This is a genomic window from Extensimonas soli (genome assembly GCF_029211265.1).
Taxonomy (GTDB): domain Bacteria; phylum Pseudomonadota; class Gammaproteobacteria; order Burkholderiales; family Burkholderiaceae_C; genus Extensimonas; species Extensimonas soli.
In genome coordinates, this window is sequence record NZ_JARGEL010000013.1 from 419411 (window position 1) to 444988 (window position 25578).

General features: G+C 68.2%; 23 protein-coding genes and 1 pseudogene. 7 read left to right on the forward strand and 17 right to left on the reverse strand.

The features are described from left to right. Positions 1 to 129: 129 nt before the first annotated feature. The gene (locus tag PYV55_RS06065) at positions 130 to 948 is read right to left on the reverse strand and encodes an alpha/beta fold hydrolase (RefSeq protein ID WP_275849781.1); all 819 of its coding nucleotides are present in this window, start codon (positions 946 to 948) and stop codon (positions 130 to 132) included. A 2-nt stretch (positions 949 to 950) separates the two neighbouring features. Next, positions 951 to 2261 (reverse strand): O-acetylhomoserine aminocarboxypropyltransferase, encoded by a 1311-nt coding sequence (locus tag PYV55_RS06070; RefSeq protein ID WP_275849782.1) that lies wholly within the window; start codon positions 2259 to 2261, stop codon positions 951 to 953. A gap of 143 nt (positions 2262 to 2404) precedes the next feature. On the opposite strand from PYV55_RS06070, the gene PYV55_RS06075 reads away from it, so the two are divergent. Then, on the forward strand, positions 2405 to 2860 hold the full coding sequence (locus tag PYV55_RS06075; RefSeq protein ID WP_275849783.1) for a CBS domain-containing protein: 456 nt from the start codon (positions 2405 to 2407) through the stop codon (positions 2858 to 2860). A 150-nt stretch (positions 2861 to 3010) separates the two neighbouring features. After that, positions 3011 to 4108 (forward strand): chorismate synthase, encoded by a 1098-nt coding sequence (gene aroC, locus PYV55_RS06080; protein ID WP_275849784.1) that lies wholly within the window; start codon positions 3011 to 3013, stop codon positions 4106 to 4108. Between the two features lie 357 nt (positions 4109 to 4465). Here aroC and PYV55_RS06085 read toward each other — a convergent pair whose 3' ends face one another. The 3 genes from PYV55_RS06085 to PYV55_RS06095 all read right to left on the reverse strand — a co-directional run bounded on the left by PYV55_RS06085 (position 4466) and on the right by PYV55_RS06095 (position 6628). After that, positions 4466 to 4828: a 6-carboxytetrahydropterin synthase gene (locus PYV55_RS06085; protein WP_275849889.1), complete on the reverse strand. Its 363-nt coding sequence runs from the start codon at positions 4826 to 4828 to the stop codon at positions 4466 to 4468. Then, positions 4825 to 5460: a 7-carboxy-7-deazaguanine synthase gene (gene queE / locus PYV55_RS06090; protein WP_275849785.1), complete on the reverse strand. Its 636-nt coding sequence runs from the start codon at positions 5458 to 5460 to the stop codon at positions 4825 to 4827. The genes PYV55_RS06085 and queE overlap by 4 nt, the downstream gene beginning before the upstream one ends. 160 nt (positions 5461 to 5620) lie before the next feature. Continuing rightward, on the reverse strand, positions 5621 to 6628 hold the full coding sequence (locus PYV55_RS06095) for a P1 family peptidase (protein ID WP_275849786.1): 1008 nt from the start codon (positions 6626 to 6628) through the stop codon (positions 5621 to 5623). 85 nt (positions 6629 to 6713) lie between these two features. Between PYV55_RS06095 and PYV55_RS06100 the strand changes: the two genes are divergently transcribed. After that, positions 6714 to 9233, forward strand: a complete 2520-nt coding sequence (locus tag PYV55_RS06100) for an ABC transporter permease (protein ID WP_275849787.1) — start codon at positions 6714 to 6716, stop codon at positions 9231 to 9233. 7 nt (positions 9234 to 9240) lie between these two features. Here the strand turns inward: PYV55_RS06100 and PYV55_RS06105 are convergent, their stop codons facing one another. From PYV55_RS06105 to tsaE, 3 genes are all read right to left on the reverse strand, one after another. After that, positions 9241 to 9780 (reverse strand): hypothetical protein, encoded by a 540-nt coding sequence (locus PYV55_RS06105; protein WP_275849788.1) that lies wholly within the window; start codon positions 9778 to 9780, stop codon positions 9241 to 9243. A gap of 123 nt (positions 9781 to 9903) precedes the next feature. After that, the gene (locus tag PYV55_RS06110) at positions 9904 to 11520 is read right to left on the reverse strand and encodes an N-acetylmuramoyl-L-alanine amidase (RefSeq protein WP_275849789.1); all 1617 of its coding nucleotides are present in this window, start codon (positions 11518 to 11520) and stop codon (positions 9904 to 9906) included. Next, positions 11517 to 12062, reverse strand: coding sequence for a tRNA (adenosine(37)-N6)-threonylcarbamoyltransferase complex ATPase subunit type 1 TsaE (gene tsaE / locus PYV55_RS06115; protein WP_407066772.1), 546 nt, complete (start codon positions 12060 to 12062; stop codon positions 11517 to 11519). The genes PYV55_RS06110 and tsaE overlap by 4 nt, the downstream gene beginning before the upstream one ends. Between tsaE and queG the strand changes: the two genes are divergently transcribed. Beyond that, on the forward strand, positions 12045 to 13187 hold the full coding sequence (queG, locus tag PYV55_RS06120; protein ID WP_275849790.1) for a tRNA epoxyqueuosine(34) reductase QueG: 1143 nt from the start codon (positions 12045 to 12047) through the stop codon (positions 13185 to 13187). The two genes, tsaE and queG, sit on opposite strands and share 18 nt — an antisense overlap. A 15-nt stretch (positions 13188 to 13202) precedes the next feature. Here the strand turns inward: queG and PYV55_RS06125 are convergent. The 9 genes and pseudogenes from PYV55_RS06125 to PYV55_RS06165 all read right to left on the reverse strand — a co-directional run bounded on the left by PYV55_RS06125 (position 13203) and on the right by PYV55_RS06165 (position 23794). Next, positions 13203 to 14116, reverse strand: a pseudogene (locus PYV55_RS06125) (AEC family transporter). A gap of 92 nt (positions 14117 to 14208) precedes the next feature. Beyond that, the gene (locus PYV55_RS06130; RefSeq protein ID WP_275849791.1) at positions 14209 to 15408 is read right to left on the reverse strand and encodes a DUF3322 domain-containing protein; all 1200 of its coding nucleotides are present in this window, start codon (positions 15406 to 15408) and stop codon (positions 14209 to 14211) included. Then, complete coding sequence (locus PYV55_RS06135; RefSeq protein ID WP_275849792.1) at positions 15405 to 18800, reverse strand: ATP-binding protein; 3396 nt, start codon at positions 18798 to 18800, stop codon at positions 15405 to 15407. The genes PYV55_RS06130 and PYV55_RS06135 overlap by 4 nt, the downstream gene beginning before the upstream one ends. Next, positions 18793 to 19524 (reverse strand): DUF4194 domain-containing protein, encoded by a 732-nt coding sequence (locus PYV55_RS06140; protein WP_407066777.1) that lies wholly within the window; start codon positions 19522 to 19524, stop codon positions 18793 to 18795. Before PYV55_RS06140 ends, PYV55_RS06135 begins: the two co-directional genes overlap by 8 nt. An 18-nt stretch (positions 19525 to 19542) precedes the next feature. Further along, positions 19543 to 21015 (reverse strand): DUF3375 domain-containing protein, encoded by a 1473-nt coding sequence (locus PYV55_RS06145; protein WP_275849793.1) that lies wholly within the window; start codon positions 21013 to 21015, stop codon positions 19543 to 19545. A gap of 121 nt (positions 21016 to 21136) precedes the next feature. Beyond that, complete coding sequence (locus PYV55_RS06150) at positions 21137 to 21508, reverse strand: chaperone modulator CbpM (RefSeq protein WP_275849794.1); 372 nt, start codon at positions 21506 to 21508, stop codon at positions 21137 to 21139. 2 nt (positions 21509 to 21510) lie between these two features. Beyond that, on the reverse strand, positions 21511 to 22485 hold the full coding sequence (locus tag PYV55_RS06155; protein ID WP_275849795.1) for a DnaJ C-terminal domain-containing protein: 975 nt from the start codon (positions 22483 to 22485) through the stop codon (positions 21511 to 21513). A gap of 203 nt (positions 22486 to 22688) precedes the next feature. Further along, positions 22689 to 23450, reverse strand: a complete 762-nt coding sequence (locus tag PYV55_RS06160) for a class II glutamine amidotransferase (protein WP_275849796.1) — start codon at positions 23448 to 23450, stop codon at positions 22689 to 22691. Between the two features lie 122 nt (positions 23451 to 23572). Continuing rightward, positions 23573 to 23794 (reverse strand): cysteine-rich CWC family protein, encoded by a 222-nt coding sequence (locus tag PYV55_RS06165; protein ID WP_275849797.1) that lies wholly within the window; start codon positions 23792 to 23794, stop codon positions 23573 to 23575. A gap of 100 nt (positions 23795 to 23894) precedes the next feature. Here PYV55_RS06165 and PYV55_RS06170 point away from each other — a divergent pair, with 100 nt between their 5' ends. The 3 genes from PYV55_RS06170 (at position 23895) to PYV55_RS06180 (ending at position 25548) form a co-directional block, all read left to right on the forward strand. Further along, entirely contained in the window at positions 23895 to 24299 is a 405-nt protein-coding gene (locus tag PYV55_RS06170; RefSeq protein ID WP_275849798.1) for a group II truncated hemoglobin, read from the forward strand. 105 nt (positions 24300 to 24404) lie between these two features. After that, on the forward strand, positions 24405 to 24905 hold the full coding sequence (locus tag PYV55_RS06175; RefSeq protein WP_407066773.1) for a MaoC family dehydratase: 501 nt from the start codon (positions 24405 to 24407) through the stop codon (positions 24903 to 24905). A 49-nt stretch (positions 24906 to 24954) separates the two neighbouring features. Next, positions 24955 to 25548 carry a LemA family protein gene (locus tag PYV55_RS06180; protein ID WP_275849799.1) on the forward strand — a complete coding sequence of 198 codons (594 nt, stop codon included), beginning with the start codon at positions 24955 to 24957 and terminating at the stop codon, positions 25546 to 25548. Positions 25549 to 25578 lie beyond the last annotated feature (30 nt).

The following is a 25578-nucleotide window of genomic DNA, read 5'->3' on the forward strand; positions in this document are numbered from 1 at the left end:
TTGGAGTGGGTTTTATGGGTTTCTGGAGAGGCCTTGGGCGCAGAAATAATTGGAATCTGACCGCTATTAAAAAGAATAGCGCCTAGCGCTTGCTGCATCAGCTCTAGAGGCCCATTTCATTCAAAATCCTCAACACCCCAAAAACCCGCGCAGCGCGTCCAGCGTCTGGTCGGGGGCTTCGGTCATCTGGTGGTGGCCTACGGGCAGGTTCACCACCTGCACGGGCTGGCCGGTCTGGCGGGCGGTGGCGATCAGGCTTTGCGCGGCTTTGGGTGAGGTCATCTGGTCGAGTGCGCCGAGCAGAAACAGCACGGGGCAGCGCACCTGCGCCATGGCCTGTTCGCCGCCGGTGTAGCTGTCGCACGCGACGAAGCCGCGGTGGAACACGTTGACCTGCGGGTTGCTTTGCAGCACGCGCCGCCCGAGCGCCATGCCCGCGCCGAAGATCCAGGTGCCGGGGCCGAGCACCGAGGGCGGCGGCGCGAGCGTGCTGCGCGAGAACACGTTGACCATGCGCAGGGCTTTTTCGGGGTCGTGCAGCGAGGCTTCGATGAGCGCGCTCGATACCTTCATCGGGTAGGCCGTGCCCACGAGCACCAGGTGGCTCGCGCGCTCCTGCAGGCGCGCGGCGGCTTCGAGCGCGATCAGCGAGCCCCAGCTGTGGCCCACGAGCGCGGCGCGCGGCGCGCCCACGGCGTCGAGCAGCGCGATGATGAATTCTGCGGCTTGCTCCACGCTTGCGGGCGCTTCGCCCGTGCTGCGGCAGTGGCCGGGCAGATCGACGGCGAGCACGTTCCAGCCGTGGTGCGCGAGGTAGCGGCTTTGCAGCGGCCAGACGCTGTGGTCGTTGAGCACGCCGTGGATCAGCACGACGGTGGGCTGCGCGGGGTCGAAGGCTTTGCCCCCGGTGTAGCAATAGGTTGGGTGGCCTTGGACTTGCAGGTACATGCTCAGGCTCCGGCTTTTTCTGCGGCCTTCAAGGCGCGCTGCAGGTCGTCGATGAGGTCGGCGGGGTCTTCGAGGCCGATCGACAGGCGGATCGTGCCTTGCGCGATGCCGGCCTGCGCGAGCGCCTCGTCGCTCATGCGAAAGTGCGTGGTGCTCGCGGGGTGGATCACCAGGCTGCGGCAGTCGCCCACGTTGGCCAGGTGGCTGAAGAGTTTGAGCGTTTCGATGAACTTCTTGCCCTGTGCGCGGCTGCCCTTGAGGTCGAAGCTGAACACCGCGCCCGCGCCGCGCGGCAGCAGCTTTTGTGCGAGCGCGTGGCTCGGGTGGCTGGGCAGCAGCGGGTGCCCCACGCGCGCGACGAAGGGGTGCGCGGCAAGGAATTCGACCACTTTTTCGGTGTTGCGCACGTGGCGCTCCATGCGCAGCGGCAGCGTTTCTATGCCTTGCAGGATCAGCCAGGCGGTGTGCGGGCTCATGCAGGCGCCGAAGTCGCGCAGGCCTTCGCGGCGCGCGCGCAGCAAAAACGCGCCCACCGTGCTTTCCTCGCTGAACACCATGCCGTGAAAGCCGTCGTAGGGCTGCGTGAGCTCGGCGAACCTGCCCGCGGCGCGGGGGCCGTCCCAGTCGAAGCTGCCGCCATCGACGACGATGCCGCCCACCACCGTGCCGTGGCCCGAGAGGAACTTGGTGGCCGAGTGATAGACCAGATCGGCGCCGAGCGCGAGCGGCTGCATGAGCCAGGGCGTGGTGAGCGTCGAATCCACGAGCAGCGGCACGCCCGCCTCGTGCGCGATCGCGCTCACCGTGGGGATGTCGAGCACGTCCAGGCCCGGGTTGCCCACCGTTTCGCCGAAAAACAGCTTGGTGTTCGGGCGCACCGCGGCGCGCCAGCCGTCGATGTCGCCGGGCTGCACGAAGGTGGTCTCGATGCCGAAGCGCCGCAGCGTGTAGTGCAGCAGGTTTTGCGAGCCACCGTAGAGCGCCGTGCTCGCGACGATGTGGCTGCCCGCGCCCATCAGCGTGGCTATGGCCAGGTGCAGCGCGGCCTGGCCGCTGGCCACGCTGATAGCACCCACGCCGCCTTCGAGCGCCGCCACGCGCTCTTCGAGCACGGCATTCGTGGGGTTGCTGATGCGGCTATAGACGTGGCCGGCGCGCTCCAGGTTGAAGAGCGAAGCGGCCTGGTCGCTGGACTCGAAGACGAACGAGGTGGTCAGGTGGATGGGCACGGCGCGCGCGCCGGTGGCCGCGTCGGGCGCAGCCCCCGCGTGCAGCGCCAGCGTGTCGAAGCCGGGGTCGGAATATCCAGGCATGCAAGTCTCCGCGAGAGAGTGGTAGTGGGGGAAAGTGCGGATGCGATTGTGGTCGATTTGTGGGCTAACATTCGCTGTGAAATGGGTGGCTGCGGCATGGGCCGCAGCACGGCGGCAGCCGCGCCCTGCGGAGAACACACACCATGAAAGTCAGCGACATCCTGCGCCTCAAGGGCAATGCGCTCTACACCATCCACCCGGACGAGCCGCTGGCCCAGGCCGTGGCCGTGATGGCCGAGAAAGACATAGGCTCGCTCGTGGTGATGGAGCACGGCGACCTCGTGGGCATGCTCACCTTCCGCGAAGTCATCCAGACCCTGGCGAACAACGCCGGCAGCCTGGGCCAGATGCGCGTGCGCACGGCCATGGACGACCACCCCTTGACCTGCACGCTCGAGACCGACATGGACGAAGTGCGCCGCATGATGCTCGACCGCCACGCGCGCTACATGCCCGTGATGGAGCGCGGCATGCTCATGGGCGTGATCAGCTTTTATGACGTCGCCAAGGCCGTGGTGGACAGCCAGAACTTCGAAAACAAGATGCTCAAGGCCTACATCCGCGACTGGCCCGAGGACGACGCGCGCCCTGCGGCCTGAGCTTTTTTATAAGCCAAATTGGCCTCTGGCGCGCATGCAGTCTGCGTAAGCAGCTCTCTTTGCAATAGTGATTGGCGCGCCGCGCAAGGCCGTTTTGCGGCGGTTTCATGGCCGTTTCGGGGCCACCGGGCTCGCGGATAATCGCAGCCCATGAGCGGCAACACCCTAGGCACCCTTTTCTGCGTCACCAACTTCGGCGAATCCCACGGCCCGGCCATAGGCTGCGTGATCGACGGCTGCCCGCCCGGCATGCCGCTTGCCGAGGCCGACATCCAGGCCGACCTGGACCGGCGCCGCCCCGGCACGAGCCGCCACGTCACGCAGCGCAACGAGCCAGACCGCGTCGAAATCCTCTCGGGCGTGTATGAGGGCCAGACCACGGGCACGCCGATCGCACTGCTGATCCGCAACACCGACCAGCGCAGCAAGGACTACCACGAGATCACGCAGAGCTTTCGCCCCGGCCACGCCGACTACAGCTACTGGCAAAAATACGGCATCCGCGATCCGCGCGGCGGCGGGCGCTCGTCGGCGCGCCTCACCGCGCCTACCGTGGCCGCGGGCGCCGTGGCCAAGAAATGGCTCGCGCTGCGCTGGGGCACCCACATCCGCGCCTGCATGACGCAACTGGGCGAGCTGCCGATCCCGTTCGAGGGCTGGGAACACGTGCCGCAAAACCCGTTTTTCGCGCCCGTGGCCGACGTTGCGCGCTATGAAGAATATATGGACGCGCTGCGCAAGGCCGGCGACTCGTGCGGTGCGCGCATCCGCGTGCAGGCCACCGGCGTGCCCGTGGGCCTGGGCGAACCGATCTACGACAAGCTCGACGCCGACATCGCCTACGCCATGATGGGGCTGAACGCCGTCAAAGGCGTGGAAATCGGCGCGGGCTTTGCCAGCGTGGCGCAGCGCGGCAGCACGCACGGCGACGCGCTCACGCCGCAGGGCTTTCGTGGCAACAACGCGGGCGGCGTGCTCGGCGGCATCAGCACGGGGCAGGACATCGAAGTCAGCCTGGCCATCAAGCCCACCAGCTCCATCCTCACGCCGCGCGAGTCCATAGACATCCACGGCCACAGCACCGAGGTCATCACCAAAGGCCGCCACGACCCCTGCGTAGGCATTCGCGCCGCCCCGATCGCCGAAGCCCTGCTCGCGCTCGTGCTCATAGACCACGCCCTGCGCCACCGCGCCCAATGCGGCGACGTGACGCCGCCGCTGGCGCCGATTCCTGCGAACGCGGGGTGAGAGAGGCTGAATTGCAATGATCGGCCGTCCGACCGGGGCGCAGGAAAAATTTGAACCCAGATTGTTCATTAGGGCGCGGGATGATGGCGAGGCGGCTGGCGAGGCAGTTTGGTCGCGGGTGAGAAGTCCATGGCCGGTGCCATGGACGCCGAAGCTGCGGCCAAAATGACCGTCAGCCGTCCGCCAGCGCCCACGTAGGCGCGCAGCGCCGCCTAATGGACAATCTGGGTTGAATCTTGCCCCCACTGGACTTACGCAAACAAGGATGCTGCAGAGTGTTTTGCCATGGGGCGAGCGCCTTGCCTCACCCCGATTTGCGTAAGTCGTGCCCCAATTCCACGGTCTGGACTCTTCAGATCAAGGCCGATAGACGCACCTGTCGCCGATCGCGTGGCGCTCCACCGTCACGGCCGCGAGGCCGGGAATCCTGGGCTTGAGTTCATTCCAGATGAAGGTGCAGAGGTTTTCCAGCGTGGGGATGCCCAGGCCCGGCACGTCGTCGAGGAAGTGGTGGTCCAGCTTCTCGCGCAGCAGGTTGACCTCGCGCCGCACATAGCCCAGGTCCATCACCATGCCGTTGTGCGCTGTGGGTTCGCCGCGCACCGCGACTTCGGCATGGTAGGTGTGGCCGTGCACGCGGCGGCTGCCCTCGGCCTCGATCTCACGGCGCAAGGTGTGTGCGGCATCAAAGAAAAAACGCTGGCTGATCTCGTGCATTATCGAATTCCGATCATCTTGTGCGACTGCAGGCCCAGCCGCCATTGGGGGTGGCGCTGGCAATAGGCGATGGCCTGCGCGGTGTTGTGTTCACGCTGCGGCCCGTCCATGGGCTGCAGGAAAAAGTGCTCGAAGGCCCAGCCTTCGAACTGCGCCGGGTCCACGCCTGGCTGCGGGTACACCAGCTTGAGCTCGTTGCCCTGCCGCAGCACCACTTCAGCCTGGTCCTTGGGGCTCACGCAGACCCAGTCCAGCCCGGGCGGTGCCGGCAGCGTGCCGTTGGTCTCCGCGGCGATGGTGAAGCCGCGCGCGTGCAGGGCGATGGTCAGTGCCTCATCCACCTGCAGCAGCGGCTCGCCGCCGGTCAGCACCACATAGCGCCGCGCCGTGTCCGGCGCTTCCCACGCGGCGACAATGGCATCGGCCAAAGCCTCGGCGGTAGCGAACTTGCCGCCGCCGCTGCCGTCAGTGCCGACAAAGTCGGTATCACAAAAGCGGCACACCGCGGTGGCGCGGTCTTCTTCGCGCCCGCTCCAGAGATTGCAGCCCGCAAAGCGGCAAAACACCGCCGCCCGGCCGGACTGGGCGCCCTCGCCCTGGAGGGTGAAAAAAATCTCTTTGACTGCGTACGACATGCTTCTGGCCTGCGAAAGGGAGGATTTTCGCAGCTTGTCGGGTGTGGCTCGACGGGCGCAAGCACCGCGGCGCGAGCCTGGCGGTTTTTGCGCAGATTGTTTCAGGGGGCTGCAGGGGAGCGCCTGGGGGAAGTTGGAGTCTCCTCCCATTCCCTCAGCCTCAGCCCGGCCGCGTCAAGTCATGCGCGCAGGGCAGGCGCAGGTCTGCAATGGTCAGCGCCTGCGCCGCGAGCACGGCGCGCACGGTGGCGCGGGCGGTGGCTTCGGCGGCGAGGGTGCACAGGGTCAGCATGTCCAGGCTTTTGCCGGCCAGACCCGTGCCCAGCGCGAACAAGGTGTCGCCGTCGAACGGGGTGTGCACGGGGTAAATGCAGCGCGCGAGGCCGTCGTGTGCTGTCAGGGCGAGGCGCCGGGCCTGCGCCTTGGTGAGTAGGGCATCGGTGGCAATGACGCCCAGGGTGGTGTTGCTGCCGCCCAGCGGTGGCTGGTGCAGCGCGCCTTGCAGCAGGGTGCGGCGCGTGTCCTGCAAATGCCGGCCGTCGGGCGTGCGCGCGCCGGCCAGAATTTGCGCGCTGTCGGGGTCGAGCACGTCGCCGAGCGCGTTGCAGGCGATCAGCGCGCCCACCGTCACGCCATCGACCGTGACCGAGGCCGTGCCCACGCCGCCCTTCATCGCGCGCTGCAGGCCAAACAGCTTGCCCACGGTGGCGCCTGCGCCCGCGCCCACGTTGCCCTCGGGCGGGTCTAGTGCGCTGGCTGCGGCGCAGGCGGCGTAGCCCGCGGCGGCGTCGGGGCGGATGCGCATGTCGCCCACGGGCAGGTCGAACAGCACGGCCGCGGGCACCAGCGGCACGCGGCCCACGCCCACGTCGTAACCTATGCCTTGCGCTTCGAGCCAGCGCATCACGCCGCTGGCGGCGTCCAGCCCCCAGGCGCTGCCGCCCGTGAGCAGCACCGCGTGCACCTGCTCGACCAGGTTGCCGGGTTCGAGCAAATCGGTCTCGCGTGTGCCCGGCGCCGCACCGCGCACGTCCACACCGCCCACGGCCCCAGCGCGCGCGAGCACCACGGTGCAGCCCGTGGGGCGGCGCGGGTCGGTGAAGTGGCCCACTTCGATGCCGGCCACGCGGGTGATGCTGCCGGCTTCGGAGGAAGAAAGTTGCTTCATGTGCGGCATTATGCGGCGCGCTTTTGCAGGCCCGAATGCCCGCAGGCGCCCGTTCCGAAACCCCTTTGCGCTATCGTTGCGCGCCATGGACTGGTCTTTTCTGCGTTTGGGCTGGCGCACCTTGTGGCGCGATATGCGTGCGGGTTCGCTGCGGCTGTTGGTGGTGGCCGTGACGCTGGCCGTGGCGGCGCTTTGTGCCGTGGGCTTTTTTTCGGACCGGCTGCAGCGCGGCCTGCAGCGCGATGCCTTGCAGCTGCTCGGCGGCGACGCCGTGGTGGTGAGCGACAACCCTACGCCTGCCGCGTTCGCCGAGCGCGCGCGGGCGCTGGGTTTGCGCTCGGTCACCAGCATCAGCTTTGCCACCATGGCGCGCGCCGACGATGCGCAGGGCGGGGCGAGCAAGCTCGTGGCGCTCAAGAGCGTGGAGCCTGGCTACCCGCTGCGCGGCAGCCTGCGCGTGGTGGCGCAAGAGGGTGGGCCGGAGCGCAGCACGCGCGAAATTCCCGCGCGCGGCACGGTGTGGGTGGATGCGGCGCTGCTCGAAGCACTCGGGCTGCGCCTTGGGGACGCGCTGCTGCTGGGCGATGCGCGCTTTCGCATCACGCACACCATCGCCTTCGAGCCCGACCGCGGGGCCGGTTTCATCAACTTCGCGCCGCGCGCCATGATCGCGGCGGCCGATCTTCCCGCGACGGGCCTGGTGCAGCCCGCGAGCCGCCTCACGTACCGCTTTGCCGTGGCCGGGCCGCCCGCTGCGGTGCGCAACTTCGTGCGCTGGGCCGAGGCCGCGCTGAAGCAGCCCGGTGTGCGCGGCGTGCGTCTGGAGACGCTGGAGACGGGCCGCCCCGAGATGCGCCAGACGCTTGAGCGCGCGGACAAGTTCCTCAACCTCGTGGCGCTGCTCGCGGCCTTGCTCTCGGCCGTGGCGGTGGCGCTGGCGGCGCGCAGTTTTGCCGCTGCGCACCTGGACACGGCGGCGCTGCTGCGCGTGCTCGGCCGGAGCCAGCGCAGCATCGCGGGCGCTTATTGCATGGAATTTGCGCTGCTGGGCCTGTTTGCGAGCGGCCTGGGCGTGGCGCTCGGTTACGCGGTGCACCTGGGTTTTGTGCAGTTGCTCGCGGGACTGGTGGAATCGGGCCTGCCCGCGCCGAGCTGGTGGCCCGTGGCGTTTGGGCTGGGCATGGGGCTCACGCTGCTGCTGGCTTTCGGGCTGCCGCCGGTGCTGCAACTGGCGCAGGTGCCGCCGCTGCGCGTGCTGCGGCGCGACGTGGGGGGCTTGAGGCCGGCGTCGCTGGGTGTGCTGGGCGTGGGCACGCTGGGCTTTGCCGCGCTGCTGCTGGCCGTGGGGCGCGACCTGAAGCTCGGGCTGATCGCCGTGGGCGGTTTTGCCGGCGCGGTGTTGCTGTTTGCCGTGCTGGGCTGGGGGGCGGTGCGGCTTTTGCGCGCGTGGGTGCGCACGGCCACAGCGCCGCGCTGGTGGATTTTGGCCGTGCGCCAGCTCGCGGCGCGCCCCGCTTATACGGTGGTGCAAATCAGCAGTTTGGCGGTGGGGCTGCTGGCGCTGGTGCTGCTGGTGTTGTTGCGCACCGACCTCATCAGCAGCTGGCGTCAGGCCACGCCGCCCGATGCGCCCAACCGCTTCGTGATCAACATCCTGCCCGAGCAGGCGCAGGCGTTTCGCGCGCGGCTGCATGCGGCCGGCGTGCGCCAGTACGACTGGTACCCCATGGTGCGCGGGCGGCTCGTGGCCATCAACGGCCAGCCCGTGGGCTCGGACAGCTTCACCGAAGACCGCGCCAGGCAGCTCGTCGAGCGCGAGTTCAACCTCTCGTACACGAGCCGCTTGCCCGCGCACAACGTCTTGGTCGCGGGCCGCTGGGTGGCGCAGGAGGCGGGCGCGATCAGCGTGGAGGAAGGACTCGCCAAGACCCTGGGGCTGCAGTTGGGCGACCGGCTGCGCTTCGACATGGCCGGCGTGCAGAATGAGGCGCGCATCACGAGCGTGCGCAAGGTCGATTGGAGTTCGATGCGCGCGAATTTTTTCGTGCTCTACCCGCTCGATCAGCTGGAAGGCGTGGCCGCGACCTATCTGGCCGCTTTTCGCGCGCCAGCGCTGGCGGGCTTGGACAACGCGCTCGTGCGCGAGTTTCCGAACATCACCGCCGTGGACCTGAGCCAGACGCTAGGCCAGGTGCAGCGTGTGCTCGACCAGGTGATCGCCGCGGTGGAGTTTTTGTTCGTTTTCACGCTCGCAGCCGGGCTCGTGGTGCTGTTTGCCGCAGTCTCGGCCACGCGCGAGGAACGGGCGCGCGAATTCGCCATCTTGCGCGCGCTGGGGGCGAGCGCGCGCCTGCTGCGTGCGGTGCAGCGCGCTGAGCTGCTCGGGGTGGGGCTGCTCGCCGGGCTGCTGGCGAGCGTGGCGGCGCTCGCCGTGGGTTGGGCGCTTGCGCACTACGTGTTCGACTTTGCCTGGACGGCGCCCGTCTGGGTGCCGCTGGCGGGCGCCTTGGCCGGTGCGCTGCTCGCGCTGGCGGCGGGCTGGTGGAGCTTGCGTGAGGTGCTGCGCCGCCCGGTGATGGAGACCTTGCGCCGCGCGGTGGAGTGAACGGGCGTCAAGTGCCCAAGGGGGCGGCGTGTTCCTCGGGCAGTAGCTCTTTGAGGCGTTCACGTATCGTTTGCGCGCGTTCATGGCCGGCCATCTGCACCACTTCTTCGATCAAGGCGGCGCCCACGTGGAGCATGCTTTCGACGTCGCGCGCGTTGCGCAGGGCCTCGCGGAAGGTGTCGGCCAATGCCGGGTCGCGCCGCGCAAACATGCGTTCGCACATGTCGAACAGGTACATGCGCGCCGCCGGCAGCGAGCGCAGTGCCTGCGCCGAACTTGCCGGCTTGGCCGTGGACTGCGGCACGGAGAGGGCCGGCTGTAGTTGGGCTTCGACGGCTTCGACGGCTTCGGCGATCTTTTCGGCGATCAGATAGCCTTCGGCGATGAGCTTGTCCAGCAGCTCGGCGCCCATGCCATTGTGCAAGGCGTGCAACTCGGCGGCACGCTTGCCTTCGGCCAGCAGCAGCAAGGAGCGCTCTCGCAGACTCAGGGTGCGCACGCCCGGGGAGAGCTCCAGCCGTGCTTTCTCGGTTTTGCGCAGGAACATGGCGAATGTAATCACATGTTAAAAACCCATTGCATCGTGTTTTCGTGACGTAGGGATGACATGAAGCCATGGTTGGCGGAGAGAGTGGCGGCGGGGCAGTTGCCCTGGCGAGAGCTTCACCATTCAGACCGAGCGGCTGCGCGCGAGCGGCGGGTTTTTGGCGAAGTAGCGCTGGATGCCGCGCATCAGCGCGTCGGCCAGGCGCTCCTGGTATTCGCGGCTGCGCAGGCGCGCCTCTTCGTCGGGGTTGCTGATGAAGGCGGTTTCGACGAGCACGCTGGGAATGTCGGGCGCCTTGAGCACGGCAAAGCCGGCTTGTTCCACGCGCGGCTTGTGCAGCTGGCCCACGTTGCTGATTTCGCCCAGCAGCGCGCTGCCGAGCTTGAGGCTGTCGTTGATCTGCGCCGTGGTGCTCATGTCGAGCAGGGCGCGTTGCACATGCTGGTCTCGTGCACGCACATTCAGGCCGCCGACCAGGTCGGCCTGGTTCTCTTTGTTCGCCAGCCAGCGCGCGGCGGTGCTCGAGGCGCCGCTCTGGCTCAGGGCGAACACGCTCGCGCCGCGCGCGGCTGGCGTGGTGAAGGCGTCGGCGTGGATGCTCATGAATAGGTCGGCCTGCACACGCCGCGCCTTTTCCACGCGCGTGCCCAGCGGCACGAAAAAGTCCGCGTCGCGCGTGAGAAAGGCGCGCATGGGGTTGCCGTTCACGCTCGTGGCGTTGATGCGGTCGCGCAGCAAGAAGGCGATGCGCAGCACCACGTCCTTCTCGTGCGTGCCCGCGGGGCCGCTGGCGCCGGGGTCTTCGCCGCCGTGGCCCGGGTCCAGCGCGACGATGATGATGCGGTCGGTCTGGCGCGCCGTCGCACCGGTGCTGCTGCGCGTGGGGGTGGACGGGGTGGGGGCTGCGGATGTGGCCGTGGGTGCAGTGGGCTGGGCCGCAGCGGTTGCAGGCGCTACCGCCACAGTGACAGGCGGCGCTGCGGGTGCGGGCGTCGCGGCGGGCGCTGAGGCGGGGCGGGTCGTGCGCTCGGTGATGAGCTGGCCCAGCGGGTCCGATGCGGCTTGCGCCGTCATGGCAACCGGGGGGCGCGCTGCGCTGGCGGGGGTGGCGGGTTGCAGTGGCGCTGAGGGTGGGGCAGACGGCTGACCAGCGGATGCGGTCGACGGTGTGGCAGGTTTGGCTGCCGCGGCGGCGGTCTGCCCCTGTCTTTGGGGGGCGGCCGGTGCATCGCGCAGGCGCTCGGCAATCAAGGCTTCGAGCGGGTCGACGGGCCGCGCCGGGTACAGGTCGAGCACCAGCCGGTGCTGGTACGCGGCCACGGGGGGGAGCGTGAAGACCTGCGGCTGGGCTTCTTGTTTGAGGTCTATGACCAGGCGCACCACGTTGGGCGCGTACTGGCCCACGCGGATGCCGGCGATGTTCGGGTCGTCGGCCTTGACCTTGGCCACGAGCTCGCGCAGCGCCGGGTTCAGGTCTATGCCTTCGATGTCCACCGCGAGGCGCGGCGGTGCGGTGACGAAGGTCTGCCGCGTGACGAGCGGCGCGTCGGATTCGATGGTGACGCGCGAATACTCGGGCGCGGGCCAGACGCGCACGGCCACGATGGTGGCGCCGCGCGCGATCTGCTGCACGCCCAGCAGCAGCACCAGGCTGCCAGCCTGCAGCAGCGTGCGCCGCGGGAATGGCGGCGTGGAAGAGGGCGACCGATGCGAAGGGGGCGAAGGGTGTGAAGACTTCATGGCGATGCACACAGGTCTTGCAGCAGGTGCTGCCCGATAGCGCTTGCGGCCTGCAGCGTGGCGCGCCTGCTGGTGTCGTCGATTGCTTCTATATGGATAGCTATATCCGCAGAAGGAATAAGCGCTGCAGCCTTTTCTGGCCATTCTGCGAGCTTGAGGCCGGGGGCTGCGAAGATGTCGCGAAAGCCGGCGTCTTCCCACTCGCGCGGGTCGCTGAAGCGGTAAAAATCGAAGTGCCACACCGGCAGACCCGGCAATTCGTAAGGCTCGACCACGGCGTAGGTCGGGCTTTTGATACGCCCCTGCACGCCCAGTGCGCGCAGCAGATGGCGCACCAGCGTGGTCTTGCCTGCGCCGAGTTCGCCATGCAGCGTGATGAAGACGCTGGCGTCGGGCGGCAGCGCCTGCAACTGCGCCGCAAGCTGCTGCGCGAAGGCGGCGGTGTCGTCCTCGGTGCGCCAGAGGCAGGCGAGGGCGCCGCTGTGCGCTGCAGCGCCTGCCGTGCTTTCTACAATCCGCTCGGTATGGGGTGTGACAGTCAAATCGTTCCTCGAATCCAGACGTGGGGCCGCGAGCTGGGATTTTCCCAAATCGGCGTGGCGGGCGTCGATTTGTCCGCGTCCGAGTCCGGGTTAGTGCAATGGCTCGCGCAAGGGTTCCACGGCACGATGGACTATATGGCGGCGCATGGCTTGAAGCGTGCCCGCCCGGCCGAGCTGGTGCCGGGCACGGTGAGCGTGATTACGGCGCGCATGGATTATCTGCCGCGCGCGGAAGCAGGCGGGTTGTCTGTGCAGGGCAATGAGGGAAAGGATGGCGCTGAGGGCGATCAGGACTGGCGCACCGTCGAATGGGCGCGCCTGGCACGGCCGCAGGAGGGCGTGGTCTCGCTCTATGCGCGTGGGCGCGACTACCACAAGGTGCTGCGCGCGCGCCTGCAAAAGCTCTGTGACCGCATCGCCGCGGCCGTAGGGCCGTTTGGCCACCGCGTGTTCACCGATTCGGCGCCGGTGCTCGAGGCCGCGCTGGCCGAGCGCAGTGGCCTGGGCTGGCGCGGCAAGCACACACTTGTGATCGACCGCGCCGCGGGTTCGATGTTTTTCCTCGGCGAGATTTATACCGATCTGGCGCTTGAACCCACACAGCCCGTGCCTGAGCACTGCGGAAGTTGTAGCGCCTGTCTGAGCGCCTGCCCCACGGGGGCGATCGTCGCGCCCTACCGGCTGGACGCACGGCGCTGCATTTCCTACCTGACCATAGAACACCCGGGCGCGATCCCGATCGAACTGCGCCCGTTGCTGGGCAACCGCATTTACGGCTGCGACGATTGCCAGCTTGTCTGCCCCTGGAACAAGTTTGCCCGGCGCAGCAACCTGCCAGACTTCGACGCGCGCGCCGAGCTCACGGGGCAGCGGCTGGTGTCGCTCTTCGCCTGGGACGAAGCCACGTTTTTGCGCCGTACCGAAGGCTCACCGATCCGCCGCATCGGGCACGAGCGCTGGCTGCGCAACATCGCGGTGGCGCTGGGCAATGCGCTGCGCAGCCGCACAGACGCATTGCCGGGTGAGGAACAGGCCGCGATGCGCGCGGCGCTGCAGGCACGCTCTGGCCACGCAAGCCCGCTGGTGCGCGAACACGTGGTCTGGGCGCTCGCGCAGGGCGGTTGAGAGCTGAATCCAAAGTCAAGCCCCGCGCAGCACGCCGAGCGCAAACGGCAGGCTCAGCGTGCCGAGCAGGGTGGACAGCGTCACCAGTCCGGCCACGTAAGCCCCGTTGTAGCCCATGCGCGCGGCCAGCACGTAGCAGGTGGAGGCTGTGGGCAGGGCCGTGAAGGCGAGCAGTATCGTGGTTTGCAGCGCGTCCAGCCCCCACAGGCGCGCAAGCACGCTGGCTATCAGCGGCTGCAGCAGGTGGCGTATGCCCAGCACCCCGGCAGCGAGCAGCTTGCCGCGGTGCAACAGGCCCAGCTGCATGCCCGCGCCCGCCGACATCAGCCCGAGCGCAAGCGAGGCCGCGCCGACGCGGCCGACGGCGGGCTCCAGCCAGGTGGGAATGCGCAAGCCGAGCAGATTGGCCGTGAGCCCGGTGACGGTGGCGATGATCAGCGGGTTGCGCAGCAGTTCGCGCACGAAGCCGCGCTCGCCATGCCGCGCCATGGGCCAAACCGCGGCCACGTTGAAAATCGGCACGCACACGCCGATCAGCACGGCGATCAACAGCACCCCTTGCGTTCCGGCCAGGCGCTCGGCCAGGGCCAGGCCGATGAAGGAGTTGAAGCGAAACGCCACCTGCGCGCTCGCCGCGTGGTCGCGCCGGGGGATATGGCGCCCGAGCCAGGGCCAGTGCGGCAGGCTGTAGGCCAGCGCGATGCCCGCGAGCCCCGAAAGCACCCCCGCCGCGAGCAGGTTGGCGGTGGCGTGCAGCTCGATCGGGCTTTTGAGGATGGAGTGAAACAGCAGCACCGGAAAGAGCAGGTAATACACACCAGGCTCTCCACGGGCTGCCAGATGGAGCGGTCGAGCGCCGTGAAGCGGCACAGCAGGTAGCCGAACAGAATCAGCGAAAAGTCGGGGAAAAGCAGCTGTGCGTAGTTCACGGCTTGAGGATACCGTGGAGAGCGCCCCGCGAAATGGCGCAGTGATCGGGGGCACAGGGAGCAGCCCGGTGGGCCTGGGTTCAGGCTCGGGCTCAACCGCACCGCTGCAAAAGCGCGTCCAACGCTTTTTGTACGGCACCAAAGCCCACCCGCTCCTGCTCGAGCCGCAGCCGGGTTTGCAGGCGGTCGCCGCGCAGGTCCTCGTACACGGCAGCTTCCTCGGCGGTGAGGCGTGTGAGGTCGTGGTGGATGGGGTCGGTTTCTTCGCCCCAGTGCGCACGGTGCGCAAGCAGCGTTTGCCTGTCCATCAGGAACGAGCCCACCTGCGGGAAGTGGGCGCGCAACTGGTCGAGGATGGCAAAGCCGTGCGTGTCTATGTCGCCCCAGTAGTGCAGCCGGCAGCCGTGCAACCAGGTGGCCTGCGCGAGCGCCTCCCAGCCGTAACCGGCACCGAACACCACGAGGGCGCGGGGTGCCCGCGGAAAGGCGAGAAAGTTGGTTTCATTTTCGGTGATGAACACGTGCTCCACCGAGAGGGCGAGGCGGGCAAAGTTCACCGCGTCGAGCGTGATGTCGGGCAGAGGGTCGGCTTCGCCAAGACCGGGCAGGCTTGGCAGCGCCGGATCGAGCAGGCGAAAGCGAATGCGCGCGGGTTTGTCCAGAAAGCCGAAGCGGCGCGCAAAGCCGGCGACGCCGATGGCGCGCGCGTCGATGGCCGCAGGCGGCAGGGCAAGATCGAGCAGTTCGGCGAGCACGCTGCGGTGCGCTTCGATGAATTTGCTGTCCACGCCCGGTGCATCGACCTGGCGCAGATACACGCCGGGGCGCGGGTTCGACTCGAGCCATGCGACCACGGCCAGCAGGTGCTCCCAGCGGTCGGCCAGCTCCAGCGCCTGCAGCGGGCGGCGGGACAGCCAAGGCAGCAGCGGGGGCTGTACGCGCGCCGTGTGCTGCCACAGTGCCTGAAAGCGCTGGGCTTGGCGCGCCTTGCCGATCAGGGCCAGGGCGTCGTCCAGCGTGTCTATCCACACGGCGGCCGGCAGGCGCTGTGCGCCTTGTACCCGGTGTTTGACCTCGCGCCACTCGATGCGCACGTGCGGCGTGTCGGCCAGGGCGCGCAGCCACGCGCGCACGGCCTCGAAGCGCTCGGTCAGATCGGCGGCACCGGGGGCTTTCAGCGCCAGGCGCAGCGGCCAGGCAATGCCGTCTGCCACCGCAGCGCGCAGCAGGTCGCCGCGCTGCCACAGCCGCTCGAGCTGCGCGCGCAGCTCGGCGGGCGTGCTCCAGCTCATGGCACGGCCGCGCGCGGCGCGGGCGCGGCTTCGGCGCTCGTCTTCTGAGCGCGGTATTCCTCGATCGTCAGGCAGCGCAGGCGCGAGTCGCGCCCGCCCTCGTTGTGGACGAAGCCGACGCTGGCCACGTAGGGCTCGATGATGTGGATCTTCTGCAGCGGCGTGACGATCAGCAGCTGCAGGTTGAGCTGCTGGAACAGGCGCAGCCCGTACTGCGCGGACTCGTCCGAGCCGCGCCCGAAGGCCTCGTCGATCACCACGAAGCGGAAACTGCGCGAACGCACCGCGCCCCATTCCAGCCCGAACTGGTAGGCCAGGCTCGCGGCCAGCACGGTGTAGGCGAGTTTTTCTTTCTGCCCACCCGACTTGCCGCCCGAGTCGGTGTAGTGCTCGTACTCGGCGCCGTCGGCGCGCCAGCGCTCGCTGGCCGAAAACAAAAACCAGTTGCGCACGTCGGTGACCTTGGCTGTCCAGCGCCGGTCGGCGTCCGCAAGCCCTTCCCGGCCCCGGAAGCGATCGATGATGGCCTTGACCTGCAGGAATTTGGCCTCCGAATACTGCTCGTCGGCCGAGCCGCTGAGCGTGCCCTCTGTGCAGGCCCGCAAGTCCTGCTGAAAGTCGCGCACTTCGGCGTCCGGGCTGGGCTGCGCGATGAGCTTGATGAAACGTCCGGGGTTGTAGTCGATGGCGGCGAGCGACTGGTTGATGCGCTCGACGCGCTCCTTGATGGTCTCCCGCTCGCGCGCCAGCTGGGCGTTGAAGTTGGCGATCTCGTTGATGGTGTTGACGTTGAGCAGCTCTTTGAAGCGCGCCTCGAAGCGCGGCAGGTCGTCGCCCTTCAGGCCGGCGAGCATGCGCTCGTACTCTGGCAGCGCCGCTAGGCTCACGTCCATCTCGACCGTCTCGGCCTTGAACGCCTCCTTGAAGCCGCGCATGGCATTGACGATGCGCTCGGCAAGGCGCGCCAGGCGCTTGTCCTCCGCGTCGATGCGCTCCTGCAGCCATTTGCGCACCTCCTGCTCGCGGTTGTCGCAGGATTCGACCGTGAGTTGATGCTCGCCCAGCGCCTGCGCACGCCAGCCGTCCAGACGCTCGATCTGCGCCGCGGTCAGCGGCGCGTCGGCCCAAACGGTGCGGGCCTGATCGCGCGCCGTTTGCGCCGCTTCTTGCCTGGTGGCGACCGCGGCGCGCCGGTCGCGGACGGCGTCGCGCTGGCGTTCCACCTCCGCGAGTCGCCCGTGCGCCGCCTCGAGCTGACGGGTGAGTTCTTGCAAAGTGTCGGATGCGGCCTCGAGCCGCGCGCGCTCCTCGGCGAGTGCGGCGATTTGGCGGGCCAGGCCCATCCAGTCGATGTCGGCAAAGCGGGTGAACTCCTCCAGCCGCGCGAGCGTCTCCAGCCGACCCTGCAGTTCCGCGCGCGCTTGGCCGATCTCGCCGATACGCTGCCCGAGCGCGGCCAGCTTGTGTTCGAGCCGCTCTCGCTGGTCGCGCAAGGCGCGCAGCTTGTCGGAGTTGCTCCAGCCGAGCACGTAGCGGCTCTTGTCGTCGATGCGGCTGCGGTCGTCCTTCTCGTGGCGTCCGCTCGGGTCCTTGATCTGACCGGCGCGCGTGATGGCGCGCGCCTCGCGACGAAACTGCTCGCCCGTCTCACAGCAGGCCACGTCGAAGCGCTGGCGCAGCTCCTGCTCCAGCCACTCGTAGTGCGGCGAATCCGGCTTGATGACGAGTTTGCGCACCAGCGACTGCGGATGCAGGGCCGCACCCTGGGCCGCCTTTCGCGGCCGCACATGGAAGTACACCAGCCGCGCGCCCAGGTGCTGGCGGTCCACCCAGTCGGCCACGGCCCGGTAGTGCGCATCCGGCACCAGCAGCGACAGACCGAAGCCGCGCAGCAACCGCTCGGCGGCGCCTTCCCAGTCGCGCTCGTCATCGCGCACCTGGATCAGCTCGCCGGCGAACGGCAGTTCATCCTCACCGATCGAGAGGGCCGCACACAGCGCGTCGCGGATGCGCACCTGGGCGGCGTCGATATTGCTCTTGCGCCGCTCGAGACTGTCGATCTCGTCGGACAAGGCGGCGTGCTCTTCGCGGCCCTTGCGGAAGGCGAAGTCCTCCTCGCTCGTGCGGTTGTCGAGGTCGGCGATGCGCTCGCGCAAATCCTCGGCACGCTGGGCAATGCTCTGCTGCACGGCGAGAAAGCCGGCCTCATCGGCCGGCGCCGCCTCGTCGATGCGCGCCAGCAGTGCCTGGAATCGGTCCGACTTTTTCTGGCGCTGTTCCTTGTCCTGTTCCAGACGGCGAATCTCTGCCGCCAGCTGCTCCAGGCGGTCGCCGCCGTTGTCGCGCAGGGCCCGCTCCAGGCGGGCGACTTCCAGCCGTTCACTTTCGCGCTGCGCGTCCAGATGCTCGATCTGCGCGTCGAGCCGGGCGGCATCCTGCGCCAGCAGGCCGAGGCGGCGGTCCAGCAGCTCACCCTTGAGCCGGGCGAAGTACGGCCGAAGCTGGTCGCGCGCCTCACGCCAGCCTTGGATCTCGGTGACCAGCGCCTGATGGCGGCGGCCGTCCTCCACCAGTGGCGTGAGCAGCTCGACCTGCCGCTTGGCCTTGAGCACGGCCTGATGCGCGCGGTCGAGGTCGTCGAAGTGGCGGATCAGCGCCTCGATGCGTTGCCCCGAGTCGAAGGGCTCCAGCATGTGGCTGCGCACGAAGTCGGTGAGGTTGCCTACCGACTTCATAGAGACGGTCTGGTGGAACAGCTCCAGCGCCTGCTCGTGCTCGATGCCAAAGCGCCGGCGAAACCAGGCGCCGTAGGGCGGGAAGCTGTCGAACAGCTCGCAGCCCGCGCCGCGCAGCTTCTTGCGCAGGGCGGTAATGTCACTGCCAAAGCCGCTGAAGTCGTCGGCGATGGAGAGTGCCCGCTCGGCCGCCACGAACAGGCGCGCGGGCTGGCCCTGCGGGTCCTTCAGCCAGAACACCTGCGCCAGCGTCACGGCCTGGTCGTAGCCCTCGTTGCGGAAGACGCCCAGGATCACCGAATAGCTCGACGCATCGCGCAGCGCCACTGGGCGGGCAGTGCCGGTGACCTCGTTGCGCTCGCTCTTGTAGTGGCCCAGCACGTAGGAGCGCAGCGAGCGTTCGCGGCTCTCGGCACCTGCGGCCTTGTTGTAGGCGACACGCTGCGGCGGCACCAGCAGCGTGGTAATGGCATCGACCAGCGTGGACTTTCCCGAGCCGATGTCGCCGGTGAGCAGGCCGTTGTGCCCGTCGAGTTCCAGGCGCCAGACCCGCTGGTCGAAGGTGCCCCAGTTCAGCACTTCGAGCCGTTGCAGCCGAAAGCCCACGCGGCTGTCGTCGCCCACGAAGTCCAGGGCAAGTGTCGGTGCCTCAGACATCGGCATTCTCCCGCGCAGGTGCGCGCGCTGCGCCCGGCGCCTTGGCGTCTGACAGCGCCGTGCGGTAGCCGGCCAGGCGCGCCTCGAAATCGGCCAGCCACTGTGCATCAACGAAAGCTTTCAGGATGCGCCGCACCTCGTAGTGGGCGGGGCTTTGCGCGGCAGGCGACGTGCTCGCGCCGGTGGACTTCAGCCGGCGCAAAAAACCCAGATCGGCCACCTTGGCGATGGTTGCATCCACCTGGTCGATCAGACGTGCCTCGTTGCTGCCCTCGGGCAGGAACACGCGCAGCAGTTCGGCGATCTCCTCGCGCGAGAGCACCAGCCGGGTGCCCACGCCCTCGCCGCCGTCGGCATCGAACTCGGCCAGACGCTTTCTGAGCAGCGCCAGCATCAGGCTCACGGGGTAAGAAAGTGGTCGGCGCGCGACCAGGCGCGGCAGACGCGGCGCGCCGTCGGATTCGTCTGCCTCGGGGCGGCTTTTGAGAAAGGCGTGGCCCTCGGCCTCGTCGAGTACCAGCTCGAGCAACAGCACGGCGGCCTGCTCGCGCACCCGCGCCTGAAGGCGCAAAAGGCTGACCCACAGGCGCTCGTCGTCGTCGCGGTAAAGCACGCCTTTGAGCAGGTGGATCATGAGCTGCGACAGCTCGGGCACGAGCGGCGGAACAGTCTCGGGCGCGGTTTCCGCAGCGTCAGGGGGAGGCCAGGTTTCAGACAGGGGCATGGCGATTTCGGGCATGGTTCAGCGCGCAAAGATCACGCGCGGCAGTCGCGCCTGGCGCAGCACCGGCGCGCCGTCCGCGCCGCGGGCCTGCCAGCGGATGGGTTCGATTACGGCCTCGTCCACCACCGCGTGCAGGCCCTCCAGGGCTTCGCTGCCTGCGCCGGCGTGCGCGAGTTCCAGATAGGCTACGAGTTCGGCCAAGCCCTGCTGCAGCGGCGCGGCGTCCAGCAGCTCGTGCAGGGTGACCTGCGGCTGGCGGCGCAGCGCGTGGCGCACGGTGGCGCGCAGGCGCGCCTTGTCCACCACGATCTGATCGAACAGGCGGGCGGTGTCGATGTCGTCCGCGCCTGCTTCAAGCGCAAGGTCTGCCAGACGCGGTTTCAGGCTCGGCGTGAACAGCGGCCGCTCGAGCGGCAGCTCCACGTCTGCGCCCATGGCGGCTATCTCCATCACCGCGCCGGCCGGGACGGCATCGCGCAGCGCAAGGGCGTGGCGCTCGATGCCGTGCAGCACATCGAGGATGCGGCGGTGTTCGAGAAACGCGCGGTCGTCCAGAAAGCGGCGCAACTGCTGCGACAGCTGTGCCACGGTGCGCTGCGTGTGCTCGCCGGCTTCGAGCCAGTCGTGGTGCACGCGGCGCGTGCGCGGGTCGGGCGCAAGCTGAGCCACGGCAGGCAGCGCCAGCACCTGATCCAGCCGCTCGGACAGTTCCTCCTGCCGACGGCTGGACATGAGAAAGTCCCAGAAGGCGCGAAAGCTGCGGCCCTGGTCGGAGTCCCCGATCGCATCGCGCTCGCCCATGATCTCGTCGAGCAGCGCGCCCTTGGCGCCTTCCCACAGGGCGATCTTCTCGCGCACCTTGCGGTCGAGCCGGCGGAAGTTGTGTTCGACCTCGCGAAAGTCCGCCAGCAGCTCGCGCGCCAGTTGCTGGAACTGCTGAAAGCGGTCCTTGACCGCCGTGTCGTCCAGCAGCGGCACGTCGCCAGCCAGCACGCGGGCGATCTCGGCGTCGAGCGCGTCGCGCTTCTTGCGCAGGTCGGCGAGCCGCTTGGCAGGGTCGGCCTCGGTGCCGGCGCTGATCTGCTCCAGCAGCGCGAACAGCGTCAGCAATCGCGATTCGGTGCCGACGAACGGCCGCTCGGTCAATGACAGCAGCCAGGCGATGGCCTTCTCGGTGGCCGGCGTCAGGTCGAACTGCGCCTCGTCCGTGCCCGGCTTGTAGAACTTGCGCAGCCAGCCCTTGTCGGGCGCGGCCCAGTCGTTGAGATACTCCGGCGCGCCCCTGGGGTACGCCTCCGGCCCCAGCTGCTCGCGCAGGGCGAACAGCTCGTCCTCCAGGGCTTCGGCCAAATCGGCTTCGCTCATCACCCGCACGTTCGGCGCCACGAACACCCGGTGCAAAAAGCACGCCACCAGCGGCGCGTGCTTTGATCCCAACAGACGCCAGGCCGGGTGGCGGTCGCGCAGGATGGAGAGGGTGGCGTGGTCCATGGGTTTGCAGCGTGTTTCCGTGGATGCGAGACGACGGTGGCCGGTGGCGCCAGTCCGTGGGCTTTCGTGCCGCCGGCATTTTCGGGCACGGTGTAGGCGGGCGCGCGAGCAAGGGTGCCGCTCAGCCAGCGTCCACCGCCTCGAAGAGCGCTTGCATCTGCGCCTGCATCTGCTGCAGGCGCTGGCGCAGGTCGGCGACTTCTTCGATCAAGTCCACGGTGAGTGCGGCCAGCTGCGGGTCGGCGTCGAAGCTGCGCTCGAGCTGCGCGAGGCGGCGCGCGCGCAGCAGCGCGGCGCCGGCGAAGTGCCATTGGCCTTGCTGCGCGTGCGCGGGCAGCAGGCCGGCTTCGAGGCGCTCCAGCACCCAGTCGGGGCCCATGCGGCAGCTGCGCGCGAGCTCTTCGAGGCTCAGCCAGACGCCATCGTCGAGCAGCTCTGCAGACAGGGCTTGCAACACGGTGGCATGGGTGGGCAGGCGGGAAGTCGTGCTCATGTTCAGGCTCCTTGGCGGGGGTTGAAGCGGGGGAAGGTTTGGGCGAAGGCTGTGTAGGCGGCGCGCTCGGCCTCGGTGCGTGCGGGTGGCAGCGCGACGTTCAGCTCCAGGTACAGGTCGCCCGGCGGGTTACCCGGGATGCCGCGCCCTTTGAGCCGCAGCTTGCGCCCTGGCCTGGAGCCTGCGGGCACCTTGACTTCGACCGTGCCCGAGGGCGTGGCGACTTCGATGCTCGCGCCGAGCTCGGCCTCCCACGGCGCCACGGGCACTTGCTGGTAAACGTCGCGGCCTTCGGCGCGCCAGCGCGGGTCGGGCTTGAAGTGCACTTCGAGGAACAGGTCGCCCGCCGCTCCGCCGCCTGTGCCCGGTGCGCCCTGGCCCGGCACGCGAATGAGCTGGCCTTCACGCACGCCCTTGGGGATTTTGACCTGCAGCGTGCGCTCTTCCTGCACCAGATGGCCCTGGGCGTCGAGCCGGCCGCCGTGCAGCGAGAGCATGCGCTCGGCGCCCTGGTAGGCGTCGAGCAGGTCGAGCTCGATCTTGGCGTGGTGGTCGCTGCCGCGCTGCGCGGCGCTGCCGAAGCCGTGGCGCGCGCCGTGTGCGCCGTGGGCCGTGCGCCCCTGGCGAGCTGCGCGGCCAAAGAGCTGCTCGAAGAAGTCGCTGAAATCGCCCGCGTAGCCGTCGCCCCCGCCGAGGTCGGAGAATTCGAAGCCCGCGTCCCAGTTCGGCGGCGGGCGGAAGTCGTGCCCCGGCCCTTGCGCGGCTTGCTGGCGCAGGGCGTCGTAGGCCGCGCGCTTTTCGGGGTCGCAGAGCACGGTGTTGGCCTCGTTCACCTCGCTCATGCGCTGCGCGGCGTCGGGCTCCTTGCTCACGTCGGGGTGGTACTTGCGCGCCAGCTTGCGGTAGGCCTTTTTGACCTCATCGGCCGTGGCCGTCGGTTCGACGCCAAGGATCTTGTAATAGTCTTTGAACTCCATGCATAAGCTCCTGAGGAAGGGGATTGCAAGGCAGCCTGCGGTGAGCGGGCTGGGCGCGTCCAGGCCGTCAATCTTGGCACGGTGCGCCTCAAGCGGCCGAGATCGCCTTGCAGCGTCTTCTTTATATGGGATGGGGGGCGAGGTTTGTCAACGAAGCGGCGGCGCGGCTGGGCATGGGGCTTGTTCCCTGCCGAAGTAGGGTCTTATGCGCTTGCACCATCCACAAAAACACGCAACTCACCCGGCGCCATGGGTGTCCAGGTCTCGTCGGTGGTGAGCGGGGCCGTGACGACGAGGGCCACGCGGTCGTTGGGCTGGGTGTGCGCGGAAAAGTCCACGCTCAGGTCTTCGTCGCTCAGGTGCGCCTGCGTGAAGGGGTGGCGGCGTTCGAGATAGTGCAGCTGCGTGGAGGCGTGCGCCCACAGTGCCTGGCCGTTGGAGAGCAGAAAGTTGAAGGTGCCGTGCGGCGCCACGCGCGCAGCCAGTTCGCGCAGGGTGAGCGTGAGCTCGGCGACGCTGGGCACGCCCGCGTGCGACTTGGCGAGCTCCTGCATGATCCAGCAGAACACATGCTCGCTGTCGGTGCTGCCTACGGGGTGAAAGTGCGCGTGCAGGCGCGGGCGAAAGTCTTTCAGGTCGCCGTTGTGCGCGAACACCCAGTAGCGCCCCCAGAGCTCGCGCACGAAGGGGTGGCAGTTTTCCAGCGCCACCCGGCCCTGCGTGGCCTTGCGGATGTGGGCAATGACGTTGCAACTATGAATAGGGTAGCGCCGCAGCAAGTCGGCCAGCGGTGAATCGACCGCGCGCTGCGGGTCCACGAAGTGGCGCAGGCCCTTGTCCTCGAAAAATGCGATGCCCCAGCCGTCCGCGTGCTGGTCGGTGCGCCCGCCGCGCTGCGTGAAGCCGGTGAAGCTGAAGTTCAGGTCGGTGGGCGTATTGGCATTCATGCCGAGCAGCTGGCACATGGGTGGCGGGTGGAAAAAACCAAAACCGAAGAAAGGGCGCGGCGCAAGGCGATGGCGCCGAAGCCGGGAAAGTGCGGGCTATGATAAGTTGCACCCCGCGTTGGAGTTGGAATTAGACGCCGTCAAGAAAAACGGCCTGCCGCACACTCGGGGCACAGGCAGACCTTCCCGCGCTGTGCGGCAGGAACGGCGGCCAGTGCCTCGGGCGCGATGCTTGCCGTCATGCACCAGCAGTTTTGTGTGCCGGTTCGTGCCGCCTGCGCACACTGGTTGGGGCGGCCGCAGCAGGGGCAGGCGCCTGGGTCGGTGGTCGTGTTCGATGGTGGTCGTGGGGCTGTCGGCATGCGCGGCAAGTGTAGGTGATGGTTGGTGTCTGGGGCGCAAACCGCACCCCATTTTGATAGCTTGCTGTGCAGACTGCAGCAGCAGTAGAGGCCTTTTTTTATGGAAAACACAATTCCCGAAAACGTCACGACGGCCTTCGAATGGCTGGGCGGTGAGGACAAGGTGCGCGCGCTGGTCGAGCGCTTTTACGACCTCATGGACCTGGAGCCGGCCTACGCGCAGTTGCGTGCCGTGCATGGCAGCGACCTGGGCAGCGCGCGGCAAAAGCTGTTCTGGTTTTTGTGCGGCTGGCTTGGCGGCCCGGCGTATTACACCGAGCGCTTCGGCCATCCGCGCCTGCGTGCGCGCCACCTGCCCTTTGCCATTGGCATCAAAGAGCGCGACCAGTGGGTTGCCTGCATGGACCAGGCCATGCGCGAAACCGGCGTGCCCGAGGCGCTGCGCGCGCGTTTGCATGAGAGCTTCATGAATACGGCCGACTGGATGCGCAACAAAGGCGGGTGATGCGTCGCGCATGTGCTTGTGCGCTGCCGCGGCGCTATGGCAAGCTTAGAGCCTGCTGAAATAGGCTCTTGTTATTTCTTTTCCGTTTTTTTCAGGAGAAAGCCCGTGAACCAGCCCGCAAACGATTCCGCCGCCGCACCCAGAGCCATCAAGTATTACTGGGAAGACCTGCCCGTGGGCACGATGCTCGACCTTGGCAGCGTCACACCCTCGCGCGCGGAAATCATCGCGTTCGCCCAGCAGTACGATCCACAGCCCTTTCACCTCGACGATGCTGCGGCGGCGCAATCGATGTTCGGCAAGCTCTGCGCGAGCGGCTGGCACACCTGCAGCATGGCGATGCGGCTCACCGTCGATCACTTTCTGGGCCAGGCTGCGGGTCAGGGCTCGCCGGGGCTGGACAATCTGCGCTGGCTCAAACCGGTGTTCCCCGGCGACACGCTCTCACTGCGCCTGCACATCATCGGGGCGCGCCCCATGGGCTCGCGCCCCGAGATCGGCCTGACGCGCGCCAAGTGGGAGATGTTCAATCAGCACAATGAAATGGCGTTGACCATGGAAGGCTCGTTCATGTTCCGGCGGCGCGCGCCGGGTGCCGCTGCATGATTTGACTTTTGCCTGCCCTATGATGCAGCCCGGAATAGGAGGAGGGGCCATGTCAAAAGGTGCAATGATTGCCGTGGGCATCGTGGTGGTGCTCGGGGTCTGGGCGGTTGCCATTTACAACCGGCTGGTGCAGTCGCGCAACCGCATCGCCAATGCGTTTGCCCAGATCGACGTACAGCTCAAGCGGCGGCACGACCTGGTGCCCAATCTGGTCGAGGTGGCGCGCCGCTACCTGGCCCATGAGGCCGCCACGCTCGAGGCCGTGATCCAGGCGCGCGGCCGGGCGCAAAGTGCGGCGGCGGCTGCGCACGCCGCGCCTGCCAGCGCCGCCGCCATGGGCGCGCTGGCCGCGGCCGAAAATGCCTTGGGCAGCAGTCTGGGGCGCCTCATGCTGGTGGCCGAAAACTACCCCGAACTCAAAGCCGACGTGACCATGCAGTCGCTCAGCGAAGAGCTCACGAGCACCGAGAACCGCCTGGGCTTCGCGCGCCAGGCGTACAACGACCAGGTGCTCGAATTCAACGACCAGGCCACCAGGTTCCCGGCGCTCATCGTGGCCAGGTTGCTGAGCTTTCCGGTGGCGCCCATGCTCCAGTCCACGCGCAGCGAAGAAGAGCGCGCTGCGCCCAAGGTGCAGTTCTGAGCCTGTAGCCTGAGCGCAGAGCGCGCGTGG